This window comes from Streptomyces sp. NPDC046939 (assembly GCF_040644575.1).
GTDB lineage: Bacteria > Actinomycetota > Actinomycetes > Streptomycetales > Streptomycetaceae > Streptomyces.
In genome coordinates, this window is record NZ_JBEYWV010000020.1 from 63682 (window position 1) to 85495 (window position 21814).

18 protein-coding genes are annotated in these 21814 nt (G+C 71.6%); 7 read left to right on the forward strand and 11 right to left on the reverse strand.

What is annotated here, in order from left to right:
• Positions 1-3: 3 nt before the first annotated feature.
• The 6 genes from ABZ877_RS22265 to ABZ877_RS22290 all read right to left on the reverse strand — a co-directional run bounded on the left by ABZ877_RS22265 (position 4) and on the right by ABZ877_RS22290 (position 9417).
• A complete protein-coding gene (locus tag ABZ877_RS22265; RefSeq protein WP_361074085.1) occupies positions 4-738 on the reverse strand; it encodes a methyltransferase domain-containing protein in 735 nt (244 codons plus the stop codon).
• A 2-nt stretch (positions 739-740) separates the two neighbouring features.
• Positions 741-2030 carry a condensation protein gene (locus tag ABZ877_RS22270; RefSeq protein ID WP_361073881.1) on the reverse strand — a complete coding sequence of 430 codons (1290 nt, stop codon included), beginning with the start codon at positions 2028-2030 and terminating at the stop codon, positions 741-743.
• Positions 2027-6220, reverse strand: a complete 4194-nt coding sequence (locus ABZ877_RS22275) for an alpha-(1->3)-arabinofuranosyltransferase family protein (RefSeq protein ID WP_361073883.1) — start codon at positions 6218-6220, stop codon at positions 2027-2029. Before ABZ877_RS22275 ends, ABZ877_RS22270 begins: the two co-directional genes overlap by 4 nt.
• Positions 6217-6954, reverse strand: a complete 738-nt coding sequence (locus ABZ877_RS22280) for a class I SAM-dependent methyltransferase (protein WP_361073885.1) — start codon at positions 6952-6954, stop codon at positions 6217-6219. The genes ABZ877_RS22275 and ABZ877_RS22280 overlap by 4 nt, the downstream gene beginning before the upstream one ends.
• Positions 6955-7065: 111 nt before the next feature.
• On the reverse strand, positions 7066-8160 hold the full coding sequence (locus tag ABZ877_RS22285; protein WP_361073887.1) for a glycosyltransferase family 4 protein: 1095 nt from the start codon (positions 8158-8160) through the stop codon (positions 7066-7068).
• A 234-nt stretch (positions 8161-8394) separates the two neighbouring features.
• A complete protein-coding gene (locus ABZ877_RS22290) occupies positions 8395-9417 on the reverse strand; it encodes a DUF3068 domain-containing protein (RefSeq protein ID WP_361073889.1) in 1023 nt (340 codons plus the stop codon).
• 114 nt (positions 9418-9531) lie between these two features.
• Between ABZ877_RS22290 and ABZ877_RS22295 the strand changes: the two genes are divergently transcribed.
• The 7 genes from ABZ877_RS22295 to ABZ877_RS22325 all read left to right on the forward strand — a co-directional run bounded on the left by ABZ877_RS22295 (position 9532) and on the right by ABZ877_RS22325 (position 15430).
• The gene (locus tag ABZ877_RS22295) at positions 9532-9702 is read left to right on the forward strand and encodes a hypothetical protein (RefSeq protein WP_361073891.1); all 171 of its coding nucleotides are present in this window, start codon (positions 9532-9534) and stop codon (positions 9700-9702) included.
• 3 nt (positions 9703-9705) lie between these two features.
• On the forward strand, positions 9706-10941 hold the full coding sequence (locus ABZ877_RS22300; protein WP_361073893.1) for a helix-turn-helix domain-containing protein: 1236 nt from the start codon (positions 9706-9708) through the stop codon (positions 10939-10941).
• Positions 10942-11040: 99 nt separating this feature from the next.
• On the forward strand, positions 11041-11814 hold the full coding sequence (locus tag ABZ877_RS22305) for an IclR family transcriptional regulator (protein ID WP_361073895.1): 774 nt from the start codon (positions 11041-11043) through the stop codon (positions 11812-11814).
• Entirely contained in the window at positions 11811-12665 is an 855-nt protein-coding gene (locus ABZ877_RS22310) for an SMP-30/gluconolactonase/LRE family protein (RefSeq protein ID WP_361073897.1), read from the forward strand. The genes ABZ877_RS22305 and ABZ877_RS22310 overlap by 4 nt, the downstream gene beginning before the upstream one ends.
• An 85-nt stretch (positions 12666-12750) precedes the next feature.
• Positions 12751-14256, forward strand: coding sequence for an alpha-N-arabinofuranosidase (locus ABZ877_RS22315; RefSeq protein ID WP_361073899.1), 1506 nt, complete (start codon positions 12751-12753; stop codon positions 14254-14256).
• A 119-nt stretch (positions 14257-14375) separates the two neighbouring features.
• A complete protein-coding gene (locus ABZ877_RS22320) occupies positions 14376-15236 on the forward strand; it encodes a helix-turn-helix transcriptional regulator (RefSeq protein WP_361073901.1) in 861 nt (286 codons plus the stop codon).
• Positions 15233-15430 carry a DUF397 domain-containing protein gene (locus tag ABZ877_RS22325; RefSeq protein WP_361073903.1) on the forward strand — a complete coding sequence of 66 codons (198 nt, stop codon included), beginning with the start codon at positions 15233-15235 and terminating at the stop codon, positions 15428-15430. Before ABZ877_RS22320 ends, ABZ877_RS22325 begins: the two co-directional genes overlap by 4 nt.
• A 63-nt stretch (positions 15431-15493) precedes the next feature.
• Here ABZ877_RS22325 and ABZ877_RS22330 read toward each other — a convergent pair whose 3' ends face one another.
• The 5 genes from ABZ877_RS22330 to ABZ877_RS22350 all read right to left on the reverse strand — a co-directional run bounded on the left by ABZ877_RS22330 (position 15494) and on the right by ABZ877_RS22350 (position 21781).
• The gene (locus tag ABZ877_RS22330; protein WP_361073905.1) at positions 15494-16645 is read right to left on the reverse strand and encodes an aldose epimerase family protein; all 1152 of its coding nucleotides are present in this window, start codon (positions 16643-16645) and stop codon (positions 15494-15496) included.
• A 79-nt stretch (positions 16646-16724) separates the two neighbouring features.
• The gene (gene mmsB / locus ABZ877_RS22335; RefSeq protein ID WP_361073907.1) at positions 16725-17969 is read right to left on the reverse strand and encodes a multiple monosaccharide ABC transporter permease; all 1245 of its coding nucleotides are present in this window, start codon (positions 17967-17969) and stop codon (positions 16725-16727) included.
• A complete protein-coding gene (mmsA, locus tag ABZ877_RS22340) occupies positions 17966-19528 on the reverse strand; it encodes a multiple monosaccharide ABC transporter ATP-binding protein (RefSeq protein ID WP_361073909.1) in 1563 nt (520 codons plus the stop codon). The genes mmsB and mmsA overlap by 4 nt, the downstream gene beginning before the upstream one ends.
• 37 nt (positions 19529-19565) lie before the next feature.
• Positions 19566-20681: a multiple monosaccharide ABC transporter substrate-binding protein gene (gene chvE, locus ABZ877_RS22345; RefSeq protein ID WP_361073911.1), complete on the reverse strand. Its 1116-nt coding sequence runs from the start codon at positions 20679-20681 to the stop codon at positions 19566-19568.
• Between the two features lie 143 nt (positions 20682-20824).
• On the reverse strand, positions 20825-21781 hold the full coding sequence (locus tag ABZ877_RS22350) for a hypothetical protein (protein ID WP_361073913.1): 957 nt from the start codon (positions 21779-21781) through the stop codon (positions 20825-20827).
• Positions 21782-21814: the final 33 nt, after the last annotated feature.

Here is a 21814-nt window from a genome sequence, read left to right on the forward strand (position 1 = left end):
GGATCACGTCCTTCGGGCGTGCAGGAGGAGGATGGAGGCGAGCGACGGGGCCGCGCAGGCCAGCCGGTCCAGGGGGCGCAGCGCGCGGGGCACTCCGTGGAAGGGCGCGCCCGTCACCCGTACGACCTCGAAGCCCGCCGCCGTGGCGAACCCGCACAGGGCGCGCCGCGTGTACAGCCGCAGATGGCCCACCACTTCCGTGCCCGGGCGGCCGTGGACCGCGCGCAGGCTCACCTCCGAGAAGACAGGTTGTACTCCGGCCAGGAGCAGCGCCCGGTTGTACCAGGCGGCGAGGTTCGGGGTGGACAGCATCAGGTGGCCGCCCGGGCGCAGGATTCTGCGGAGTTCGTCGAGGGCGGCGTCGGGGTCCACGAGGTGTTCGAGGACTTCGGAGAAAAGCACCGCGTCGGCCACTCCGGACGCGAACGGCAGTCCGCCTCCCGTCAGTTCACCTCGTACGACCCGTACGGTGCCCGGCACGCGCCGTGTCGCGCGGCGCAGCGCGTCCTGGGACCAGTCGACGCCGATCAGACGGTGGCCGGGCAGCAGACGGGCCGCGAGCGCGGCCGCACTGCCGTCGCCGCAGCCCACGTCGAGGACGGTGGCGTCATGGGTGCCCGCGAGCGCGGCGGCGAGGGCGCGGGTCTGGCGCAGGGTGCGGGGCGCGCCGGAGGCCACCGGGACGGCCGGGTCCTCGTAGAAGTCCCGCAGGCCGCGGGGCGGCACCGTGGGCGTCATGGTCATCGTGCCTCCTCCTGCGTCGCGTGGAGGTGGTGCTCGAACAGCTCGCGCAGACGCTCCCCGTCACCGGGGCCGAGGAGCGTGCGCGACCAGCGCAGGGCCAGGTGCAGGCGGCCCGCCGTGGACGCCGTCGTGACGGTCAGGCCGCGCGGCATGCGGGCCGGTGCCGAGAACCAGACGGCGTCGGCCCGGCCGCCGTCGCCGAAGTCCAGCGGGTACGGGATCCGGCCGATGTTGCTGAGCAGCGTCGTCGAGGTCCAGGGGGCGGCGGCCGTGCGCAGGGCGCGGGTGGCGGCGGCGCGCCAGGCGACGGGGGCGTACGGAGACGTCAAGAGAGCTGCCCCGTGGCCGAGTTGGGGGCGGACGAGGGATCGGAGGGCCGCGGTGCGTTCGGCGGTCAGGCGCAGGAGGGACGGGGTCGGGCGCCGCAACTCCGCGAGTGAGAGCGGGACTTCGACCAGGCGCGTGCCGTTCCCTATCGGCATCGTCGCGTCCCTCGGGCGGTCGTCCACCGGCATCGTGATGCGCAGGGGGCGGCGGGGACGCAGCGCCCCGCGTTCCTCGTTCCAGTCCGCGACCGTGCGGGCCGTCGCCACCATGAGCTGATCGTTCACCGTGTACGGGGCGCCCTTCGGGCGGCGCGGCACCGGCAGTTCGCGGACCAGCATGGCGTTGCCGGGGCGGGGCTCCGGGGTGCCCGGGGCCACCCGTGCCGGGCGCGCCCAGGAGGACGGCAGATCGGACGGGGGCGGCCTGCGCGGGGCCGGCGGGGGCGCGGGCGGCGGGGTGTTGTCCCGGCCGCCGTAGAGATCCGCCGCCGTCGCCAGGACGCGGAGGCAGGCCGGGCCGTCGAGCGCGGTGTGGTTGATGGTGAGGAAGAGGACGGTGTTGCCGGTGCCGGGGTGCGGAACGCACTCCACGCGGACCGGGGGTGACGTCGTCAGCGGCGGCTCCTCCGTCAGCGCCCGGGCGCGGCACTCCTCCAGCACGTTCGGGTGTGGCTCGGGGAACGACACGGGTGGCACGTCCGGGCCGTCCGTCAGCTCCCATGTGTAGCGGCTCGTGTACCAGCGGCGGGGCGCCTCGCGCATCAGGATGCGGGGGTGTGTGCGCAGGGCGCGGTCGAAGGCGGTGGTCAGGCGGGGTGGGTCCAGTGTGCCGGTGAGGTGGACTTCTATGTGGACCGTCTCGGGTTCGTCGTGTTGTTGGCAGTGGCGGGCGATTTCGTCGACGGTGGGGAAGGGGTGGGTCCTGGTTGTGTGTGCGCCCGGGGTTGTCGTGGCTGTCATGGTTGCGGCCCCTCCTTTTCGGCGCCCTGAGCTGTCGTGGACGACTCGGGGCTCTGCCCCGGACCCCGCTCCTCAAGCGCCGGAGGGGCTTGATTTGGGTCGGTGCGCTCTGCTGCGCCTGCCCGTTTTGTGGTCACCAGTGCCGTGAACAGGGCCAGTACCGCCAGCACCTGCGCCGGCCCGCTGAACGCCCCCTCCCCGTTCCGTACCGGAACCCCCGACCCCGTCGCCGCCACCGCGCCCGCAGCCGTCATCGCCAGGAACGCCAGCGGTACGAGGACGGTGTGGCGTTTCCAGGCGAGGAGGGCCAGGGCCGGGACCAGGGCCGCCCATGGACCGGCGATCACGATGCCGACGGCCGTGAGGACGACCGTGCCGAGGATCAGGCCCGGGGGCGGCGGTGGCACGGGGGGCTCGACGGGCTCGTCGGGCCTGCGTCGCCACAGTGCCAGGCCGATGAGGAGGGCCAGCGCCGCCGCGCTCACGATCAGCCCCACGTGGTAGCTGGTCGCGGGCTGGTAGGACAGCTTCACCGTGCCCGCCGCCCCGTCCGGGATCAGCCACGCCTGCTGCCAGCCGTCGAGGCGCAGGCTCGTGAGTTTCTTGCCGTTCAGGGTCGCCCGCCAGCCGTCGTTGGCGTTCTCGTACGTGGTCAAGTAGGTGGCCTCGCCCGCGCTCACCCGTACCTCGCGGTGGTCGCCGAGCCAGTCCTTGATGGTGAGGTCGCGGGTGGTGGGCGGGACGGCGTCCGTGTCGGCGCCCGCGCGGGTCAGCGTGACGCTGGTCGGCGCCAGCGGGCCTTCCGTGTCGGTGGCGAGGGTGTGGGGGCCCGCTCGGAGGGTGAGGCGGTCGCAGAGGGCGAGGGCGACCGGGCGGCGCTCCGTGAGGTCGGCGAGGGTGCCGCGGGCCGATGTGCGGTGGCGGACGCCGTCGATCGTGACGGTCGGGCCCTTGCCGCAGGGGAGGCTGAACCTGCGCTCGGGCGTGGGCTGCCGCACCCGGTACATGTCGAGCGTCGGGATGTACGCCTCGGTGAGGCCCACCGGCAACTGGAGGTCCTCGTCCGCGACCGGGTTGTGGAGCGTCAGCGGGGCGGTGTCGGTGATGGTGACGTCCAGGCGGTCGGTGGTGATGGGGTCGAAGCGGGCCACCCCGTTCTCGTCCACACCGGCGACCGCGGCGCCGTCCGGCGAGCTGATCTCGATCCTCTCGGGGCGGGAGGAGAGGCCGCCGGCCGCGGGCAGCACGAGTTCGGAGACGGGCTGCTTGTCGGGCCAGCGCAGATGGATCGTCGGCTCGTCGCCCGCGATCCAGGCGGTGGTCAGGTCCCCGTCGGTGAGGTTGCGCGCGGAGGTGTTGGGACCGATCCGGGCCGTCGAGTCGGCGGTGGCGGTGATCGCGCGGCGCTGGTCGGGGGCGACCGAGTAGAGGAGTTCGTCGAGCGCCTCCGTCGGGGCCGGGACCGCCGTCGCCTGGAAGGTGAAGGGCGCCGCGGTGGAGGTGGTGAAGGCGCGGTGGATCGACGGGGCCAGGTCGGTGAGGGTGAGGGAGCCGTCGCCGGTCGCGCGGCGGAAGGTGTACTGGTCCGCGTCGTCGGAGTCGGTGGGGAGGTGCAGGGCGCGGGCCACCCGTACGCCGGGGACGCTGATCTCGGCGAAGCCCGCGCCGGTCAGCGAGGGGCGCCGGGCCTGCGTGTCCAGGATCTCGACCCGGAGCCAATTCGCCCTCCCCGCAGGCGCTTTGACGCGTTGGCGCTTGCCGTTCGGGAGGATGTCGGACGTCCTGCTGCCCTTGTCGGTCTCGACGCGGACGCGGGTGGGGGCCGCCCGTACCTCTTCCTGCGGCAGCGGAGTCACCCGCAGCGTCGCCGGGACGCGGGTGGGGCGGGTGAAGTCGACGCGGACCCATGCGTCGTCCGCCGAGTCCGGGGCGCCCGCCGTCCACGCGGTGTCCGGGTCGCCGTCGAAGGCGTTCACGGGATCGAACTGGGGGAGGTAGAGCAGCCAGTTGCCCCAGGAGGACGCGGTGACCGAGCGGGCCCCCTCGATCCGGGCGGTGGTCTGGTGGACGAGACCCCGGGTGGGGAGGATCTGCTTCGGTTTCTCGCCCGCGTTCTGGTCGGCGTCGGGGCTGTTGCGCTCCGTCGGCGTGTACGGGTACGAGGTGTTGGTGTTGACCAGCCCGAAGCGGGTGTCGGCGCGCCGGAGCCCGTCGACCGCCATGCGCACGGCCGGGGTGCCGATGCCCGGGTGGTTGTCGCCGGTCAGGACCGCCGGGCGGTTGCGGAGCGCCGGGTCGGCGGAGAGCGGCAGCAGCGCTTCCGGGCCGCCGCTGACCTGCGCTGTCGCGCTGACCGGGAGGAGGCCCGCCTGGCCGGGGCGGCGGGTGTCGGCGGCGGGCGCGTAGATCTCGACCGAGCGGGAGCGCGGATAGATGCCCTCGACCTGGACGGGGGTGTCCTCGGCGATCCGGCCGCCGGTGACGACGGGGCCGAAGCCGGTGACGCGGTGGTAGCCGGACTCGGTCAGGGTCCGCTTGACCGTGGCGGTGGGGACGTTCCCGAACTGGTCCGGGTCCAGGTCGTTGCGGACGACCACGTAGTGCAGGCCGCTGCGGGAGAGGAAGTCCTGGAGGCCCGGCACCTCGCCGCCCGACATCAGCGCCTGCTCGATCGCGTCCAGGGCGCGGCGGTTGCCCGGCGTGCCGAAGGGCACGTAGTCGCGCTGCGCCCAGCGGGAGTCCGCGAGCACGTCGAGCGGCTCGTCGATGGGGGAGCCCCAGAGGTAGATGCCGTGGGCGGTGGCCGGGACGACGAGGGCGCGCGAGTCGGGGGAGTACTTGTGGAGCCAGTCCGCCGTCGTCTCCCAGTACGTCGGCAGCTTCCGGAACGAGCCCGGCTGGAGGATCGAGCCGTTGAGGTACGGCCAGGCGAGGCCCGGCAGGATCAGGACGGCGACCAGCAGCGGCGCGAAGCGGCGGCCGCGCAGGGGTCTGGTGCCGCGCGTCTCCGTGGCGATGCCCACGACGTGTGCGAGGCCGACGACCAGGGCCAGGGCGAGGCCCGTCTGGAACTTGTAGATGTTGCGGAACGGGGCCAGGCCGCCGTCGAGCCACGACTGGACCGTCCCGTGGAAGGGGGCGCCCGCCGCGCCCCCGTACCCGGCGAGCGTCACGAGCGCCGCCGCCATGACCGTGAGCAGCAGCCAGCGGCGCTCCGGCAGGTCGCGGCGGGCCAGGCCCGCGAGGCCGAACGCCGCGGCGAGCGCCGAGCAGACGATGGCGACGGCGGCGGTCGCCACGGTCCAGCCCGCCGGCAGCCACGCCTCGCCGAGATGCAGATAGGCCACCCAATTGCCCGCGCCGCGCAGGGACTCCGTCGCCGCCATCGTGTCGGTCGTGGTCCGCGCGTCCTCGATGAAGGGCAGGAAGTTCTCCCCGTACACGCCGAGGAGGAGGAGCGGGACCGTCCACCAGAGCGTCGCCGCCACCACCGACGGGAACCACCAGGCGATCTGCTGCCGCTTGCGCGGGCCGGGCGCGCGGGAGAGGAGGTAGAGGCCCGCCGGGAGGAGGGAGGCCAGGGTCGCCGCCGCGTTCACGCCGCCCATGAAGGGGACGAGGAGTGCGGAGTGGACCGCCGAGACGCGGGGGGATCTGCGGGCGTCGGCCAGCGGCAGCAGGACCCAGGGGAGGAACGCGCCGGGCAGCGCCGCCGCCGACGTGGAACCGATGACGATCGTGTACGTGGGCCACAGCGCGTACGCCACCGCCGCGAGGAGCCGGCTGCGCGGGGTGCCGGCGCCCAGCCGCTCCATGAGCCGGAGCGCGCCCCAGAACGCGGCCGTCACGACGAGCGACATCCACAGGCGTTCGGCCAGCCAGACCGGCAGGCGCACCAGGTCGGCGAGGCCGTAGTACGGCAGCATCGGGAACGCGTAGCCGATGTACTGGTCCGCGATGCCGCCGAACCCGGCGCGGTCGTGCCACAACTGGCCGAGGTCACCGATGAACCGCCACGGGTCGAGGGCGACGCCGAGCTTCGTCTCGAACGTCATGCGGCCCGGGTGCACGGCGCTGAACAGGACGAACAGCACGGCCCAGAAGGACAGCAGCCAGCGGCGCGAACACGGACCCGGTTCGGGGTCCGGGTGCGTGGGCGCGGCGGGTGGGGCCTGGACCAGGGTCGTCATGAGGGGCACCGCCGGAGGATGAGAAGAAGGTTCCAGGTGACGAACTCGCGCACGCCCGGCACCCGCGCGACGGCCTCGGTGAGGAACGGCCAGTAGCGGGAGCGCGCCGTCACGACCGCCACGTCGTCGCGGGCGCGGACGTGGCGCAGCGTCGGGCCGATGTGGTGGACGAAGAGGTTCACGCCGAGGGTGTGCTTGGGGGCGCGGCCGGTGCGGCGCCGGTAGCGGGCCTGCGCGCGGTGTGCGCCCAGGTAGTGCCAGGGCGCCCACTCGTGGCCGCCCCACGGGGAGAGCCAGTTGGTGAACGAGACGTAGATGAGGCCGCCGGGGCGCGTGACGCGGACGAGTTCGCCGAGGAAGGTGTCGCGGTCGGCGACGTGCTCCAGGACGTTCGAGGAGAACGTGACGTCGGCCGCCGCGTCGGCCAGCGGCAGGAGGTAGCCGTCGGCGACCACCGTGGACGGTGGCGGGTCGGGGCCGAACTCGCGCGGGTCCGGCTCGAAGAGGATGCCCTGCGCGCCCCGCTCCCGGAACTCCCGCGTGAAGTGCCCGCTGCCGCCGCCGACGTCCACGACGATCTTCCCGGCCACCTTCCCGTACGCCTCGACCTGATCGGCGGCGTCCCGCGCGAGCAGCGCATAGCACGCCGCCGGGTCCTGCTGCTCGCGGAGGAAGGCCCGCAGGAGGGCGAGGGACCGGGCCGGCGACGGGTCCCGGAATCCGGTCGCGCTCATGGCCCCGGGCCTCCGCGCCGACCGACGCCGCCGCCCCGCCGCCTCCGCCCGCGCGCCACGAGGGACTGCCCCGCCTCGCGCGGCCCGCGCCCGCTCACCCCGTACCTGCGCTCACCCACGCCCCCTCACCGCCTCCGCCGCCACCGCGCGGAACTGGCGGACCGTCCGGGTCCAGCGGTAGCCCGCGGCGCGTTCCTCCGCCGCCTTGCCCATCAGTTCCCGGCGGTGGGGGGAGAGGGCGAGGGTGCACCAGGCCGCCGCGAAGGAGGAGGGGGCTCGGGCGAGCAGGCCCGTCGCGCCGTGTTCGATCGAGTCGCGGACGCCGGGGACGTCGAAGCCGATCGCGGGGGTGCCGCGCGCCGCCGCCTCGGTGATGACGAGCCCCCACCCCTCGACGGCCGAGGGGTGGAGCAGCAGCCACGCCTCGCAGAGCAGCCGGTGCTTCTCCGCCTCGGAGACGTGGCCGGTGAACTCGACGTCCGGGCCCGCGAGGGAGCGCAGCCGGGGGCTCTCGGGACCGTCGCCGACGATGAGGAGCCGGCCGCCCGTCACCGGCCGCACCCGCTCCCACAGGCGCAGGAGCAGGTCGATCCGCTTGTACTCGACGAGCCGGCCCATCGCCAGGAACAGCGGGTCGGGGGAGCGGTCGGCGCGCGGCCCCGGCTCCTCGACGCCGTTGGGGACGAGCCGGATGCGGTCCTGGTCGACGCCGATGGTGTGCAGCGCGCTCGCCGTGGACGGGGAGACGGCGACGAGCAGATTGCGGCGCTGGGCGCCGGACAGCGCCCAGTGCTCAAGTCTTCGGCCGACGTGCGCGGCGGGCGCGAGGGGCCCGCGCAGCCGCATCCGCCACAGGTCCGTGTGGACGTGGTTGACCAGGCACAGTGTGGGGCCGCGGTGCCAGAGCGGCGCCAGGTACGGCATGCCGTTGCAGACCTCGACAAGCAGGTCGCAGTCGCCGACCTGGCGGGCGAAGGCCGAGCGGGCCCGCAGGTAGTGGGCGGCCTGTCCGCCCGCCGAGACCACGCGGTAGTCGCGGAAGGCGCCGTGTCCGGCCGGTCCGCCGCACAGCAGCGTCACCTGGTGGCCCAGCTCCGTGAGCCCGTCGGCGAGGCGGTCGACGAGCAGCTCGGAGCCGCCCGCGGCCGGGTTGCCGAGGTCGCGGTGGGCGAGGAAGACGATGCGGCGCGGCACGTGCTGGGGCATGGGGGCTCCCACTCGTCTCAGCGGAGTGCGTCTCGGCGGAGTGCGTCTCTGCGCGCGTGCGGGGATGCTCGGCAGGGTGCGGTCGGCCGAGCGGTGTCGTACGTGGCACTGTCGTAGGTGGTGCTGCCGTACTTGTCGGTTGCACAAGGTGGGGTTCGACAGTTTTCGCCGCGCTGTGCGCCGCGGCTACTCACCCGCGTGACAAGTTTGACCCCGAAATGAGCTGACGGGCCGTCACATCATGGTTCTCTCCAGGGCTGTCGCGGACGAGCCGGGTCCAGGACGCCCCGTCGGCCCGTCCGGGGTCCGCCGGCCCCTTCCGCCCCGTACGACGAACACCGTCCCCACCACCACGAGCACCGCGCCCAGCGCCGACGCCACGACGGGCAGCACCGTGCCGAGCAGCCGCAGGCGGTCGTCGTCGTCCCGGGCCAGCGCGACCTGCTCGCGCTGGGTCCGCGGGGTGAACGCGATCCTCCGGCTGTCCAGGAGCACCGCCGCGTCCCGCACCGTGCCGGGCGCGCGCAGCGTCAGCCGGGGCCCGACGGCCGCGTACAGGACCCGGCCGGTGCGCGGGTCCGCGACGAGGTCGACGCGGTGGTTGGCGTACCACTCCTCGGCGAGGACCTGCCCCTTCTCGGGCTGCCCGACGATCCGCCCCGGCACCTGCCGCGAGCCGGTCCGCGTCGGCGCGACCCGGCCGGTGAACCGGTACCCCTTGTGGCCCTGCACCTTCGCCTCGCCGCTGTAGTGGAGCGGCACCGTCGCGCCGAGCGTGTTGTCCCACCAGGTGTAGGTGCGCTTCTCGACGTCGAAGGGGAACTTCAGGTACGCCTCGCCCGAGAAGGCCGGGTCCTCGCCGCAGCAGTGCACCGGCGCGTTGGTCGCCCGGTCGGTGACCCAGCGCTCCTTGGTCCACTGGAGCGCGCCGTGCGGATCGGCGGCCGGCAGCGTCCTGTCCGTGTCGACGGACGTCACCACGTCCCACACGGCCCGGCCGCTGCGCTCGCTCTCGGCGACGTCACCGCGGACCTGCCGGGTGATCGTCAGCCGCCGGTCGTCGACGGTTCTGATCCGGTCGGTGTCGAAGTAACTGCCGGTCCCGGTGAACACGGTCGTCACGTCGACGTCGATGCTGGTGCGCTCGGCGCGCGGCTCCACGTACCAGGCGAGCATCCCCGCGAGGACGAGCAGGAACGTGCCGAGACCCACGCAGACGAAAGGGGACTTCGCGGGCGGGCGCTGCGGGCTCTTCATGGGCCGGGAACCGTAGACGCGTTCTTGACGGAGTGTCAATCACCTGTCAAAACTGGGTACTTGACGGTACACACAGGGTGGGGACCAAGCCACTGACGAGAGGCTGACCCTGCGATGAACCGACTGCTCGCCGCCGCGCTCACCGCGGCCGCCGGAGCGGCGCTCGCCGTCGCCGCCTCCTTCGGCGTGCTCGCGCTGATCAACGCGACACCGGACCAGCTCAACACCCCGCTCGTGACCTACGAGACCCCGAGAACTCCGGAAAACCCCGGTCAAGGGCGCTGAGCCGTGCCCGCCGCCACCCGCTCCGCCTGGTGCGACGTGCCGCGCCTTCAGGTCAAGCAGTTCGCCGCGCTCGCCATGGAGGAGGCGCCCCGGCTCGCCCAGGACATCTTCGACGAGATCCGCCGCGAGTTCCCGCACCTGCCGCTCGTCCACGACGCGTCCGGCGAACCCCTCGCCCTCGTCGGCATCCGCCGCGCCATCGAGGGCTTCGTACGCCGCCTCACCGACGTCTCCGCCACCGGCAAGGCACCGGCGCCGGACGGTCAGCCACCGCGCGTCTTCCAGGAGTTCGGCCGTGGCCAGAGCGTGCACGGGCGCAGCCTCGACTCCCTCCAGGCCATGTACCGGCTCGGCGTGAAACTCGCCTGGCGCCGCCTCGCCGACCTCGGCCAGCGCCTGCGCATCCCGCCCCCGGCCATGTACGAACTCGCCGAGGCGGGCTACGAGTACCTCGACGGCCTCGTCGACCAGTCCGTCCGCGGCTACGCCGAGGCCGCCGCCCGGCAGGCCGGGGAACGCCTCCGCCTGGAACGCAAGCTCATGGATCTCATGCTCGAAGGCCGGACGGCCGCCCCGCCCGACCCCGTCAAGGCGCTCACCGAACGCGCCGCCCGCATCGGCTGGCCCGTGCCCGAGCGCGTCGCCGTCGGCGTCCTCGTGCGGCCCGCGCGGGACGCGGTCGCCCCGGCCGTCGGCCCCGACGTGCTGCTCGACATGGAGACCGAACGGCCCCGGCTCGTCGTCCCCGACCCCGACGCCGCCGGCCGCCCCGACCTGCTGCGCCGCGCCCTCACCGGCTGGAGCGGCGCGATCGGGCCGCCCGTCGCCCCGCCCGCCGCCGCGAAGTCGCTGCGCTGGGCCGAGTCCGCGGTGGCCCTGATGGAGCGCGGGCTGCTCCCCGCCGACGAGGTCCTGCACTGCACCGAGCACACCCAGGCCCTCGTCCTGCTCCAGCCCGAGGAGCTCGTCGACGACCTGACCCGGCGCGCCCTCGCCCCACTCACCCAGTGCGGGCCCACGCACGCGCGGCGCCTCGCCGAGACGCTGCTCGCCTGGCTGGAGACGCGCGGCGGCGCCCCCGAGGTCGCCGCCCGGCTCGGCGTCCACCCCCAGACGGTCCGCTACCGCCTGCGCCAGATCCGCGAGCTGTGGGGCCCCGAGGTCGACGACCCCGACCGCCGCTTCGAACTGGAACTGGTCCTCCGCGCCCGCCGCCTGCGCGGGGAGTTGGGAGCCTAGGGGCCCGAACCCCTATTGCCCGGTCATCAGGGCTGTGCGTAGCCTATGTTCGCGATACCGACCGACTGTTGAAATGTCGAACATGGGAGGGGGCCGGTCGTGGGACGTCTCGTACCCGCCGTGACGCGGGCTCTGGACATACTGGAGCTCTTCCTGGACGGGGACGGCACGCTGTCCGCCCCCGACATCGTCCGCAAGCTGGGCCTGCCGCGCACCACGGTCCACGAACTCGTGACCACGCTCGCCGCCCGCTCCTACATCGTGCAGGTCCCCGGCCAGCCCGGCCGCTACCGCCTCGGGGTCCGCCCCTACCAGCTCGGCAGCCGCTACGCGGAACAGCTCGACCTCGCGGCCGAGGGTCAGCAGGTCGCCCGCAGCGTCGCCGAGACCTGCGACGAGACGGTGCACGTGGCGATCCTGGAGGGCGCCGACGTCATCTACATCGCCAAGGTCGACTCCACGCACGCCGTGCGCATGGTCTCCGCCGCGGGCCGCAGGCTGCCCGCGCACTGCACCTCGGTCGGCAAGATGCTCCTCGCGTCCCTGCCCGAGCACGAGCTGGCGGCCCGCATCCCGGCCGACGCCGACCTGATCGCCATGACCGAGAACAGCATCACCGACCCGGCCGCCCTCCACGCCCACCTCGCCGACATCCGCAGGCGCGGCATCGCCGTGGAGTCCCGCGAGTCGAACACGGACGTGTCGTGCGTCGCCGCCCCCGTCCGCGACCGCACCAACCGGGTCGTCGCCGCGCTCTCCATCTCCGTACCGATGATCCGCTGGAGCGACGACCGGCTCGAAGAACTCACCCAGCTCGCCGCCAAGGGCGCCGCCGACCTGTCGGAGCGGCTCGGGCACCGGGCGGCGATATGAGCGCCGTCGAGGTCGCCGTCAGGGAGTCGGCGCAGTTGGGGGAGGGTCCGACATGGGACGCGGAGGGGAACCGCCTGATCTGGGTGGACATCCTCGGCTCCCGCGTCCACACCTACGAGCCGGACAGCGGCCGCCGTACGGTCATGGTCACGGAGCAGCACGTGGGCGCGGCGAAACCACGCGCGGGCGGCGGTCTCGTCGTCAACCTCCGTGACGGCGTGGGCAGTTACGCGCCGGACGGCACCTTCTCGTGGCTGCACCGCGAGCCCGTCCCCGGACGGCGCGGCAATGACGCGGCCGTCGCCCCCGACGGGGCGCTCTGGGCGGGCTCGATGGCGTACGACGAGACGCCGGGCGGCGGCAACCTCGTCCGCCTGGCCCCGGACGGCACGACGGTGACGACGGTCCTCGACGACGTCACCGTCTCCAACGGCACGGGCTGGAGCCCGGACGGCACGCTCATGTACTACGTGGACACGCCGACGCGCCGCATCGACGTCTTCGACGTGGACGGCGAACGCGTGCGCGGGCGGCGGGAGTTGGCGACCGTCGAGGAGGGCGCCGGGTTCCCCGACGGCCTGACCGTCGACGCCGAGGGCTGCGTCTGGGTCGCCCTCTGGGACGGCGCGGCCCTGCGCCGCTACACGCCGTCCGGCGCGCTCGACCGTGTCGTCCCGCTCCCGGCCCAGCGCCCGACGGCCTGCGCGTTCGGGGGCCGGGACCTGACGGACCTGTATGTGACGACGGCGAGGGTGGGCCTGAAGTCACCGTCACCGCTGGCGGGTTCACTGCTGGTGCTGAGAAACGCGGGCCAGGGAAGCCCTCAACCCCGCTTCGGACAGCCCCGCTAGGGGCGCGGGGAACTGCGCGACCAGCCACGAACAAGCCGCACTCGCGACCGACCGGAACACGGCACACGGCTCAGAAGGGGACACATTGCGCACCGCACGCTTCACACTCGACCCGGCGTTCACGGTCGGCGAGGTCAGCCCGCGCCTGTTCGGCTCCTTCGTCGAACACCTCGGGCGCTGCGTCTACACCGGCATCCACGAGCCGGACCACCCGGCGGCCGACGAGGAGGGCCTGCGCACGGACGTCCTGGACCTGATCCGGGAGCTGGGCGTGACGACGATCCGCTACCCCGGCGGCAACTTCGTCTCCGGCTACAAGTGGGAGGACTCGGTCGGCCCCGTCGAGGACCGCCCCCGCCGCCTCGACCTGGCCTGGCGCACCACGGAGTCCAACCGCTTCGGCCTCTCCGAGTACATCGCGTTCCTGCGGAAACTCGGCCCGCAGGCCGAACCGATGATGGCGGTGAACCTGGGCACGCGCGGCGTGGCCGAGGCGATCGAACTCCAGGAGTACGCCAACCACCCCGGCGGCACGGCCCTCTCCGACCTCCGTATCGCCCACGGCGACAAGGACCCCTTCGGCATCAAACTCTGGTGCCTGGGCAACGAGATGGACGGCCCCTGGCAGACCGGCCACAAGACGGCCGAGGAGTACGGGCGGCTGGCCGCCGAGACGGCGCGGGCGATGCGCCAGATCGACAACAGCGTCGAACTGGTCGCGTGCGGCAGTTCGGCCCAGTACATGGAGACCTTCGCGGAGTGGGAGGCGAAAGTCCTGGCGGAAACGTACGACCTGGTCGACCACATCTCCCTCCACGCCTACTACGAGGAGCACGACGGCGACCGGGACTCCTTCCTCGCGTCGGCGGTGGACATGGAGTCGTTCATCCAGAACGTCGTGGCGACCTGCGACCACGTCGGCGCCCGCCTGAAGTCGCCGAAGAAGATCAGCCTCTCCTTCGACGAGTGGAACGTCTGGTACATGTCCCGCACCGAGGCCCAGGTCTCGGCGCTGGACTGGCCGGAGGCCCCGCGCCTCCTGGAGGACGTCTACTCCGTCACCGACGCGGTCGTCCTCGGCTCCCTCCTAATCGCCCTGCTCCGCCACGCGGACCGCGTCAAGATCGCCTGCCTCGCGCAGCTGGTGAACGTCATCGCCCCGATCATGACCGAGCCGGGCGGCCCGGCCTGGCGCCAGACGACGTTCTACCCGTTCGCCCAGGCGTCGAGGTACGGGCGCGGCGAGGTCCTGGACGTACGGGTGTCGGGCCCGACGTACGACACCGAGCGCCACGGCACGGCGGACCTGCTGCACGCGACGGCGGTCCGCGCGACGGACGGCACGGTCACGATCTTCGCGGTGAACCGCAGCCAGACGGAATCGCTGCCGCTGGAAGTGGCGCTGCACGGTCTGGAGTTGTCGGAGGTGGCCGAACACTCGGTCCTCGCCGACGCCGACCCGGACGCCCGCAACACACTGACCGACCCCGACCGGGTGACGCCGCACGAGGGGACGGGGACGACACTCGCCGACGGCACTTTGCGCGCGGCCCTGGAGCCCTTGTCCTGGAACGTGATCCGGCTGGCGTGAGGCGACAATGCCCTGAATCGCGGCAAATGCATGGCACACGTTCGAATTTTTTCTCGCGCTCACTGCACACCGTGCGCCCCTCGCGAAAGTCGGTCGTTAGCGGTGCGGAGGTGGTCATCGTGATCGCTGAGCACAAGGACGAGTCGGGCGACGGATCAGGGTGGGACGTCGAGCCGGACGACGAGGTCAAGCCGGTGGTTGCCGCCGTCGGGCGGCAACTGCGCGCCTGGCGGGAGGTGGCCGGGCTGAGCGCCGGGCAACTCGGGGCGCGGCTCGGGTACGGGGAAGGGCTCGTCTACAAGGTGGAGCAGGGGACGAGGATTCCGCGGCCCGAGTTCCTCGACAAGGCCGACGAGGTCCTGGAGGGGCGCGGCCGGATCGCGGCCATGAAGAAGGACCTGGAGGACGCCAGGTACCCGAAGAAGGTCCGCGATCTGGCCAAGCTGGAGCGGGATTCGGTCGAGGTGTTGGCGTACGGGGACCGGACGCTGCACGCGCTGTTGCAGACGAAGGAGTACGCGACGGCGCTGTTCGCGATGCGGCGACCGAGGTACTCGGCGGAGATCATCGAGCGTGAGGTCGCCGCTCGCATCGCCCGGCAGGAGATCCTGGACAACGAGGTCTTCCCTGTCTTCAGCTTCGTGCAGGAAGAGGTGACGCTGCGCAGGCCGCTCGGCGGACGGGAGGTCCATCGGCGTCAGCTTCAGCAGTTGTTGCGGCTGAGCCGGCTGCCCACCGTCGACATCCAGGTCATGCCGAGCGACTGTGCGGAGCATCCTGGTCTCGACGGCGCCTTTCGGGTGCTGAAACAGCGCGGTGGTACGACACTTGGGCATGTCGAGGTGCAGTCGTTCCGGCAGTTGATCACCGACCCGACGCAGGTCCAGTACCTGGAAATGCGTTATGGCATGATCCGAGCCCAGGCGCTCCCACCCCGCGAGTCGCTGACGTTCATCGAGAAGGTGCTGAACGAGACATGACGGACAACACCGCCGAGAGCACATGGTTCAAGAGCAGCTACAGCGGTAGCGAGGCCGGTTCCGACTGCGTCGAGGTCGCCATCGCTCCCACTGCGGTGCACGTACGGGACTCCAAGCGGAGCACCGGCCCCTCGTTCGCCGTGGGCGGCCCCGCGTGGGCCCGGTTCGTGGGGGACCTCACCCGCGACCGCTGACGGACACGCCTCCGCCCGTGTCCGTCCACGGACACGGGCGGGGCGGTGTTCAACCCTTGCGGCTCACGTGCCGAACGAGTGCACCGTCGTCGACCGGTACGTCTGCCCGGGCCGCAGCACTGTCGACGGGAACGCCGGCTGGTTCGGGGAGTCCGGGAAGTGCTGGGTCTCCAGGCAGAGGCCGTCGCTCTGGCGGTAGGTGCGGCCCGACGGGCCGACGAGCGTGCCGTCGAGGAAGTTGCCGGAGTAGAACTGCACGCCGGGCTGGTCCGTGGCGATCTTCAGGGTGCGGCCGGAGCGCGGGTCGCGCAGGGTCGCGAAGTGCACCGGGCGCGAGGTGATGCCCTTGTCGAGGACCCAGTTGTGGTCGAAGCCCTTCGCGGTGACGAGCTGCGGGTGTGCGGCGCGGATGTCGTCGCCGATCGCTTTGGGGCGGCGGAAGTCGAACGGGGTGCCCGCGACCTTCGCCAGCTCGCCGGTCGGGATGAGGCCCGCGTCGGTGGGCGTGTAGCGGGAGGCGGCGAGGGTCAGCTCGTGGTCGTAGATGCCGCCGCTGCCCTCGCCCGCGAGGTTGTAGTAGGTGTGGTTGGTGAGGTTGACGACGGTCGGCTTGTCCGTCGTCGCCTTGTAGTCGATGCGCCAGTCGCCGCGCGCGGTGAGCGTGTACGTGACGGTCACCTTGAGCGTGCCGGGGTAGCCCATCTCGCCGTCGATCGACGTGTAGTGCAGATGGAGGCCGACGTCGGAGCCGGACGTGAACGGCTCCACGTCCCACACCCGCGTGTTGAAGCCCTTCGCGCCGCCGTGCAGCGAGTTCTCGCCGTCGTTCACCGACAGTTGGTACGTCGTGCCGTCCAGCGTGAAGCGGCCCTTGGCGATGCGGTTGCCGTACCGGCCGATGGTCGCGCCGAAGAAGGTCGTGCCGGTGACGTAGCCCTCGATGTTGTCGTAGCCGAGGGAGACGTTCACGTACCGGCCCTTGCGGTCCGGGAGCTCCAGGGACTGCACGATGCCGCCGTAGGAGAGGACCTTCAGGCGGGTGCCGCCGTTGGCCAGGGACCAGCGGTAGATCTTCGTGCCGTCGGCCAGCTTGCCGAACAGCTCCTTCGTCGGTCTCCTTCCGGGCGCGGCGTGTGCCGTGCCGCCGAGCGTGGTGGTGGCGGCGATGCCCGCGGCACCGGCCGCCGCGAGCACCGTTCGTCTGGTCGTGTCCATCTGACGCTCCTAAAGCGGGGAGTGGTCCTGATGAGATGCGACGTGCGACGTGCGAGGTACGGGTGTGGGGCGGGTGCCGTCAGGAACCGGCGCGGCGCTTGTTCCACACGTCGAAGCCGACCGCGGCGAGCAGGGCGAGGCCCTTGATCACCGACTGCCAGTCGGAGCCGACGCCGAGCAGGTTCATGCCGTTGTTCAGCACACCGAGGACGAGGCCGCCGATGATCGCGCCGAGGACGGTGCCGACGCCGCCGCTCATGGACGCGCCGCCGATGAAGGACGCGGCGATGGCCTCCAGCTCGAAGTTGAGCCCGGCCTTCGGTGAGGCCGCGTTCAGGCGGGCGGCGACGACCAGGCCGGCCAGGGCCGCGAGGACGCCCATGTTGAGGAAGACGTAGAAGGAGACCTTCTTGTCCTTGACGCCGGAGAGCTTGGCGGCGGGCAGGTTGCCGCCGATGGCGTAGATGTGGCGGCCGAAGATCGAGTTGCGCATCAGGTAGCCGTAGCCGACGACCAGGACACCGAGGATGAGCAGGACGATCGGGGCGCCCTTGTAGCTGGCGAGCAGCATGGTCACCACGGCGATGGCGGCGACGATCGCGACGAGCTTCAGCAGGAACAGGTTGAGCGGCGGCAGTTCGAGGGCGAACTCCTGCTGGCGGCGCCGGTCCCGCAGCTCCTGGATGACGACGGCGGCGGCGAGCACGACACCGAGCAGCAGGGTGAGGTTGTGGTAGTTGGTGTCGGGGCCGACCTCGGGCAGGAAGCCGTTGCCGAGCTTGCCGAGGCCCTCGGGGAACGGGCCGAGGGTCTGCCCCTTGAGCAGGATCTCCGTGAGGCCGCGCCACACCAGCATGCCCGCGAGGGTCACGATGAAGGACGGTATGCCGCCGTAGGCGATCAGCCAGCCTTGGATGCAGCCCGCGGCGCCGCCCATCGCGAGGCAGATCACCGCCGCGAGCGGCCAGGGCATGTCGTGGCTGACCATGAGGACGGCGGCCGTCGACCCGACGAACGCGGTCAGCGACCCCACCGAGAGGTCGATGTGACCGGCGATGATCACCAGCATCATGCCGATCGCGAGGATCAGGATGTAGCTGTTCTGCAGCACCAGGTTGGAGACGTTGCGCGGCAGGATCAGGTCGCCGTTGGTCCAGACGGCGAAGACGACCACGAGCAGGCCGAGCGCGATCAGCATGCCGTACTGGCGCATGTTGCGGCGCATCCCGTCGAGCACGAGACGCAGCAGCCCGCCCTCGCCGGTGGCTCCGTCCTTGCCCGGCGGCGCGGGGGCCGGGGACTTGTCCATCACGTCCGTGCTCATCGCGTTACCTCTTCTGTCCCGTTCTTGTCCTTGGTCATCAGGCGCATCAGGGACTCCTGCGTCGCCTCCGCGCGGGTGACCTCACCGGTCAGCCGGCCCGCGCTCATCGTGTAGATGCGGTCGCACATGCCGAGCAGTTCGGGCAGTTCGGAGGAGATGAAGACCACCGCCTTGCCCTCGGCCGCCAGCTTGTCGATGACCGTGTAGATCTCGTACTTGGCGCCGACGTCGATCCCGCGGGTCGGCTCGTCGAGGATGAGCACCTCGGGGCCCGCGAAGATCCACTTGCTGAGGACGACCTTCTGCTGGTTGCCGCCCGACAGCTTCCCCACCGGTTCGAAGACCGTCGGGGCCTTGATATTCATCGACCTGCGGTACTCCTCGGCGACCTGCCGCTCCCCGTGCTCGTCGACCACGCCGCGCCGCGCGACCTTGCCGAGCGCCGCGAGGGAGATGTTGCGGTTGATGGTGTCGAGGAGGTTGAGGCCGTAGTGCTTGCGGTCCTCGGTCGCGTAGGCGATGCCGTGCTGGACGGCCTCCGCGACCGTCTTCGTACGGATCTCGGTGCCGTCCCTGAGGACGGTGCCGCCCGCGTAGCGGCCGTAGGTCCGCCCGAAGACGCTCATCGCGAGTTCGGTGCGGCCCGCGCCCATCAGGCCCGCGATCCCGACGATCTCCCCGCGCCGTACGTGCAGGGAGACGTCGTCGACGACCTTGCGCTCGCGGTCGAGGGGGTGGCGCACCGTCCAGTTGCGGATCTCCAGGGCGGGCGCCGCGCCCTTCTCGGCCTGGTGCGGGGTGCGCTCGGGGAAGCGGTGCTCCAGGTCGCGGCCGACCATCCCGGAGATGATGCGGTCCTCGGTGGTCTCCGGGGCGTGCACGTCGAGGGTCTCGATGGTGCGGCCGTCGCGCAGGATCGTGACCGAGTCGGCGACGCGACGGATCTCGTTCAGCTTGTGGGAGATGATGATCGACGTGATGCCCTGTTCCTTCAGGCCCAGGATCAGGTCGAGGAGCTTGCCGGAGTCCTCGTCGTTGAGCGACGCGGTCGGCTCGTCGAGGATCAGCAGCTTCACGTCCTTGGCGAGCGCCTTGGCGATCTCCACGAGCTGCTGCTTGCCGACGCCGATGTCGGAGATCCGGGTGTTGGGGTTCTCCGACAGGCCCACGCGGCGCAACTGCCGGGTGGCGTGCATCAGGGTCTCGCGCCAGTCGATGAGCCCGCGCGTGGCGTGCTCGTTGCCGAGGAACATGTTCTCGGCGATCGACAGGTAGGGGACGAGCGCCAGCTCCTGGTGGATGATGACGATGCCCCGCTTCTCGGACGCGTTGATGTCCTTGAACTGGCAGGGCTGCCCCTCGAAGAGGATCTCTCCTTCGTAGCTCCCGTGCGGATGGAGGCCGGAGAGGACCTTCATCAGGGTGGACTTGCCGGCGCCGTTCTCCCCGCAGATGGCGTGGACCTCGCCCTGACGTACCGTCAGGTTGACGTCCGAGAGCGCTTTCACACCGGGAAAGGTCTTGACGATCGAGCGCATTTCCAGGACGGGTCCCGCCATGGTCGTGCCCTTCAGCTAGTGGTTCGGACAGGGGTACTTACTGGCCCAGGTCGGCCTTGGAGTAGTAGCCGCTGTCGACGAGTTCCTTCTCGTAGTTGTCCTTGGTGACCAGGACCGGCTTGAGCAGGTAGGCGGGGACGACCTTCGCGCCGTTGTCGTAGGTCTTGGTGTCGTTGACGGCGGGCTTCTTGTCGTGCAGCACGTCGTCGACCATGGTCACCGCGACCTTGGCGAGCTGGCGGGTGTCCTTGTAGACGGTCGAGTACTGCTGGTCGTCGATGATCGACTTCACCGAGGCGACCTCGGCGTCCTGTCCGGAGACGGCGGGCAGCGGCTTGGACTTGGAGCCGTAGCCGTCCGACTTCAGCGCGGACAGGATGCCGATGGAGATGCCGTCGTAGGGGGAGAGCACCGCGTCCACGCGGTTGCTGCCCTTGTAGGTCGAGGTCAGGATGTCGTCCATGCGCTTCTGGGCGGTGGCGCCGTCCCAGCGCAACGTGGTGACCTGGTTGAGCTTCGTCTGGCCGGACTTGACGACGAGCTGCTTCTTGTCGATGTAGGGCTGGAGGACGCTCATCGCGCCGTTGAAGAAGTACTTGGTGTTGTTGTCGTCGTTGGAGCCCGCGAACAGCTCGATGTTGAACGGGCCCTTCTTGCCGCTCTTCAGGCCGAGCTTGTCGACAAGGGATCCGGCCTGGAGTTCGCCGACCTTCTCGTTGTCGAACGTCGCGTAGTAGCTGACGTCCTTGGTGTCGAGGATCAGCCGGTCGTAGGCGATGACCGGGATGTCGGCGTCGGCGGCCTGCTTGAGCACCGAGCTGAGCGACTTGTTGTCGATCGCGGCGACGATCAGCGCGGAGACGCCCTGCGTGATCATGTTCTCGATCTGCGAGACCTGCTGGTCCGGGTCGTCCTCACCGAAGACCAGCTGGGTCTTGTAGCCCTTCTCCTTCAGGGACTTCACGACGTTGTTGCCGTCGGCGATCCAGCGCTCCGAGGACTTCGTCGGCATCGCGATGCCGACCGTGGAGCCCTCGGCGCTCTTCTTGCCCTCGTCCGAGCCGCCCTCGCTGTCCTGGCCGCAGGCGGTCAGGGTGAGCGCGAGGGAGACGGTCGCGGCTATCGCGGCTGCAGCGGTGCGGCGGTTTCGCATGGTCATCATCCTTGATGTGTGAAGTGCGGGGCCCGGTCGCGAGGCGCGAAGTCCCGCGCTGTGCGCGGGGGTTGACCGAGAACCGAAGTGCGTTGGATTGTGCGCGGCTCTGTCGTCTTCTGTGAAGTTGCCGGGCCAGAACGTTATTCGGCCGTGCTGAAGCGCCGGAGGGTCCCCGGCAGCCGGGAGCCGAGCGGCGACATGCCCGCCCCCGCCCCGTGCCGGGCGAGCAGGTCGAGCGCGAGCCGGCCCCGGCGCACCCGCTCACGGGCGGTGTCCAGGGTGACGTCCCGCAGATGCGTGCCGTACGGGTAGATGCCGGGCGCCTTGGCCAGCCCGAACTTCAGGTACAACGGGGCGCCCCGGCGCACCAGTTCGGCGATCTCGTACATCCGGATGTAGCCGCCGAGGTCGTCCGGCGCCTCCACGTACATGTCCATCGGCGCCGCCGAGAGCCGGCGGATCTCGGTGAGGTGTGCCAGCGTCAGGTCCGAGGGCACGTTCAGCGAGTCGGCGCCCAGCCGCTCGTAGATGGCGTACGAGGCCGGGTTCACGGGCCCGATCAGCGCGGACACCTTGAGCGTGGTGTCGGCCGGTATGACGCCCTTGGAACGCGCCCTGTGCAGCGTCCACAGCACGCCCTCGTCGGCGACGAGCAGGCACTTCACGCCCAGCTCCGTCGCCCGTACGGCGTCCTCGACGCAACCGGCGACGGCGTCGTGGCCCCGGGCGCGCAGGCCCGCGCCGCGCGAGTCGGTGCGCACGGAGGCGCCGGTGTCCCAGGTGCCGCGCGGCCCCGTGAACAGGCACAGCTCGATGTCGCGCTCGCCGGTCGCCTCGACCATCTCCACGATCTCGGTGTCCCGCAGCATCCAGACGCCGCTGCCCTGGCTGATCCGGTGGATGGGGACGTCGAGCCGCGAGGCTTCCTTCAGTACGACGCCGACGGCCTCGGGGCCCTCGACGGAGGGGATCTCCACGCGCCACGTCCCGCCGTCGGGGAACGTGTGCGGGGAGGCGTCCGCCGGATCGGGCGCGGGAGCGCTCAACCCGAGGGCGGAGAGGGCGGGTTCGCCGGAGCGGCGGGGTGAGTCGGTCACGCTCGTCCTTCGTCTTGTCCGAAATCTTGGGAG

Excerpts from the sequence above, each read along its gene's own strand:
- ABZ877_RS22270 (WP_361073881.1), bottom strand. The coding sequence starts at position 2,030 with ATGACAGCCACGACAACCCCGGGCGCACACACAACCAGGACCCACCCC.
- ABZ877_RS22295 (WP_361073891.1), top strand. The coding sequence starts at position 9,532 with ATGAACCGACTGCTCGCCGCCGCGCTCACCGCGGCCGCCGGAGCGGCG.
- ABZ877_RS22265 (WP_361074085.1), bottom strand. The coding sequence starts at position 738 with ATGACGCCCACGGTGCCGCCCCGCGGCCTGCGGGACTTCTACGAGGAC.
- chvE (WP_361073911.1), bottom strand. The coding sequence starts at position 20,681 with ATGCGAAACCGCCGCACCGCTGCAGCCGCGATAGCCGCGACCGTCTCC.
- ABZ877_RS22275 (WP_361073883.1), bottom strand. The coding sequence starts at position 6,220 with ATGACGACCCTGGTCCAGGCCCCACCCGCCGCGCCCACGCACCCGGAC.
- ABZ877_RS22325 (WP_361073903.1), top strand. The coding sequence starts at position 15,233 with ATGACGGACAACACCGCCGAGAGCACATGGTTCAAGAGCAGCTACAGC.
- ABZ877_RS22310 (WP_361073897.1), top strand. The coding sequence starts at position 11,811 with ATGAGCGCCGTCGAGGTCGCCGTCAGGGAGTCGGCGCAGTTGGGGGAG.
- mmsB (WP_361073907.1), bottom strand. The coding sequence starts at position 17,969 with ATGAGCACGGACGTGATGGACAAGTCCCCGGCCCCCGCGCCGCCGGGC.
- ABZ877_RS22290 (WP_361073889.1), bottom strand. The coding sequence starts at position 9,417 with ATGAAGAGCCCGCAGCGCCCGCCCGCGAAGTCCCCTTTCGTCTGCGTG.
- mmsA (WP_361073909.1), bottom strand. The coding sequence starts at position 19,528 with ATGGCGGGACCCGTCCTGGAAATGCGCTCGATCGTCAAGACCTTTCCC.
- ABZ877_RS22280 (WP_361073885.1), bottom strand. The coding sequence starts at position 6,954 with ATGAGCGCGACCGGATTCCGGGACCCGTCGCCGGCCCGGTCCCTCGCC.
- ABZ877_RS22330 (WP_361073905.1), bottom strand. The coding sequence starts at position 16,645 with ATGGACACGACCAGACGAACGGTGCTCGCGGCGGCCGGTGCCGCGGGC.
- ABZ877_RS22285 (WP_361073887.1), bottom strand. The coding sequence starts at position 8,160 with ATGCCCCAGCACGTGCCGCGCCGCATCGTCTTCCTCGCCCACCGCGAC.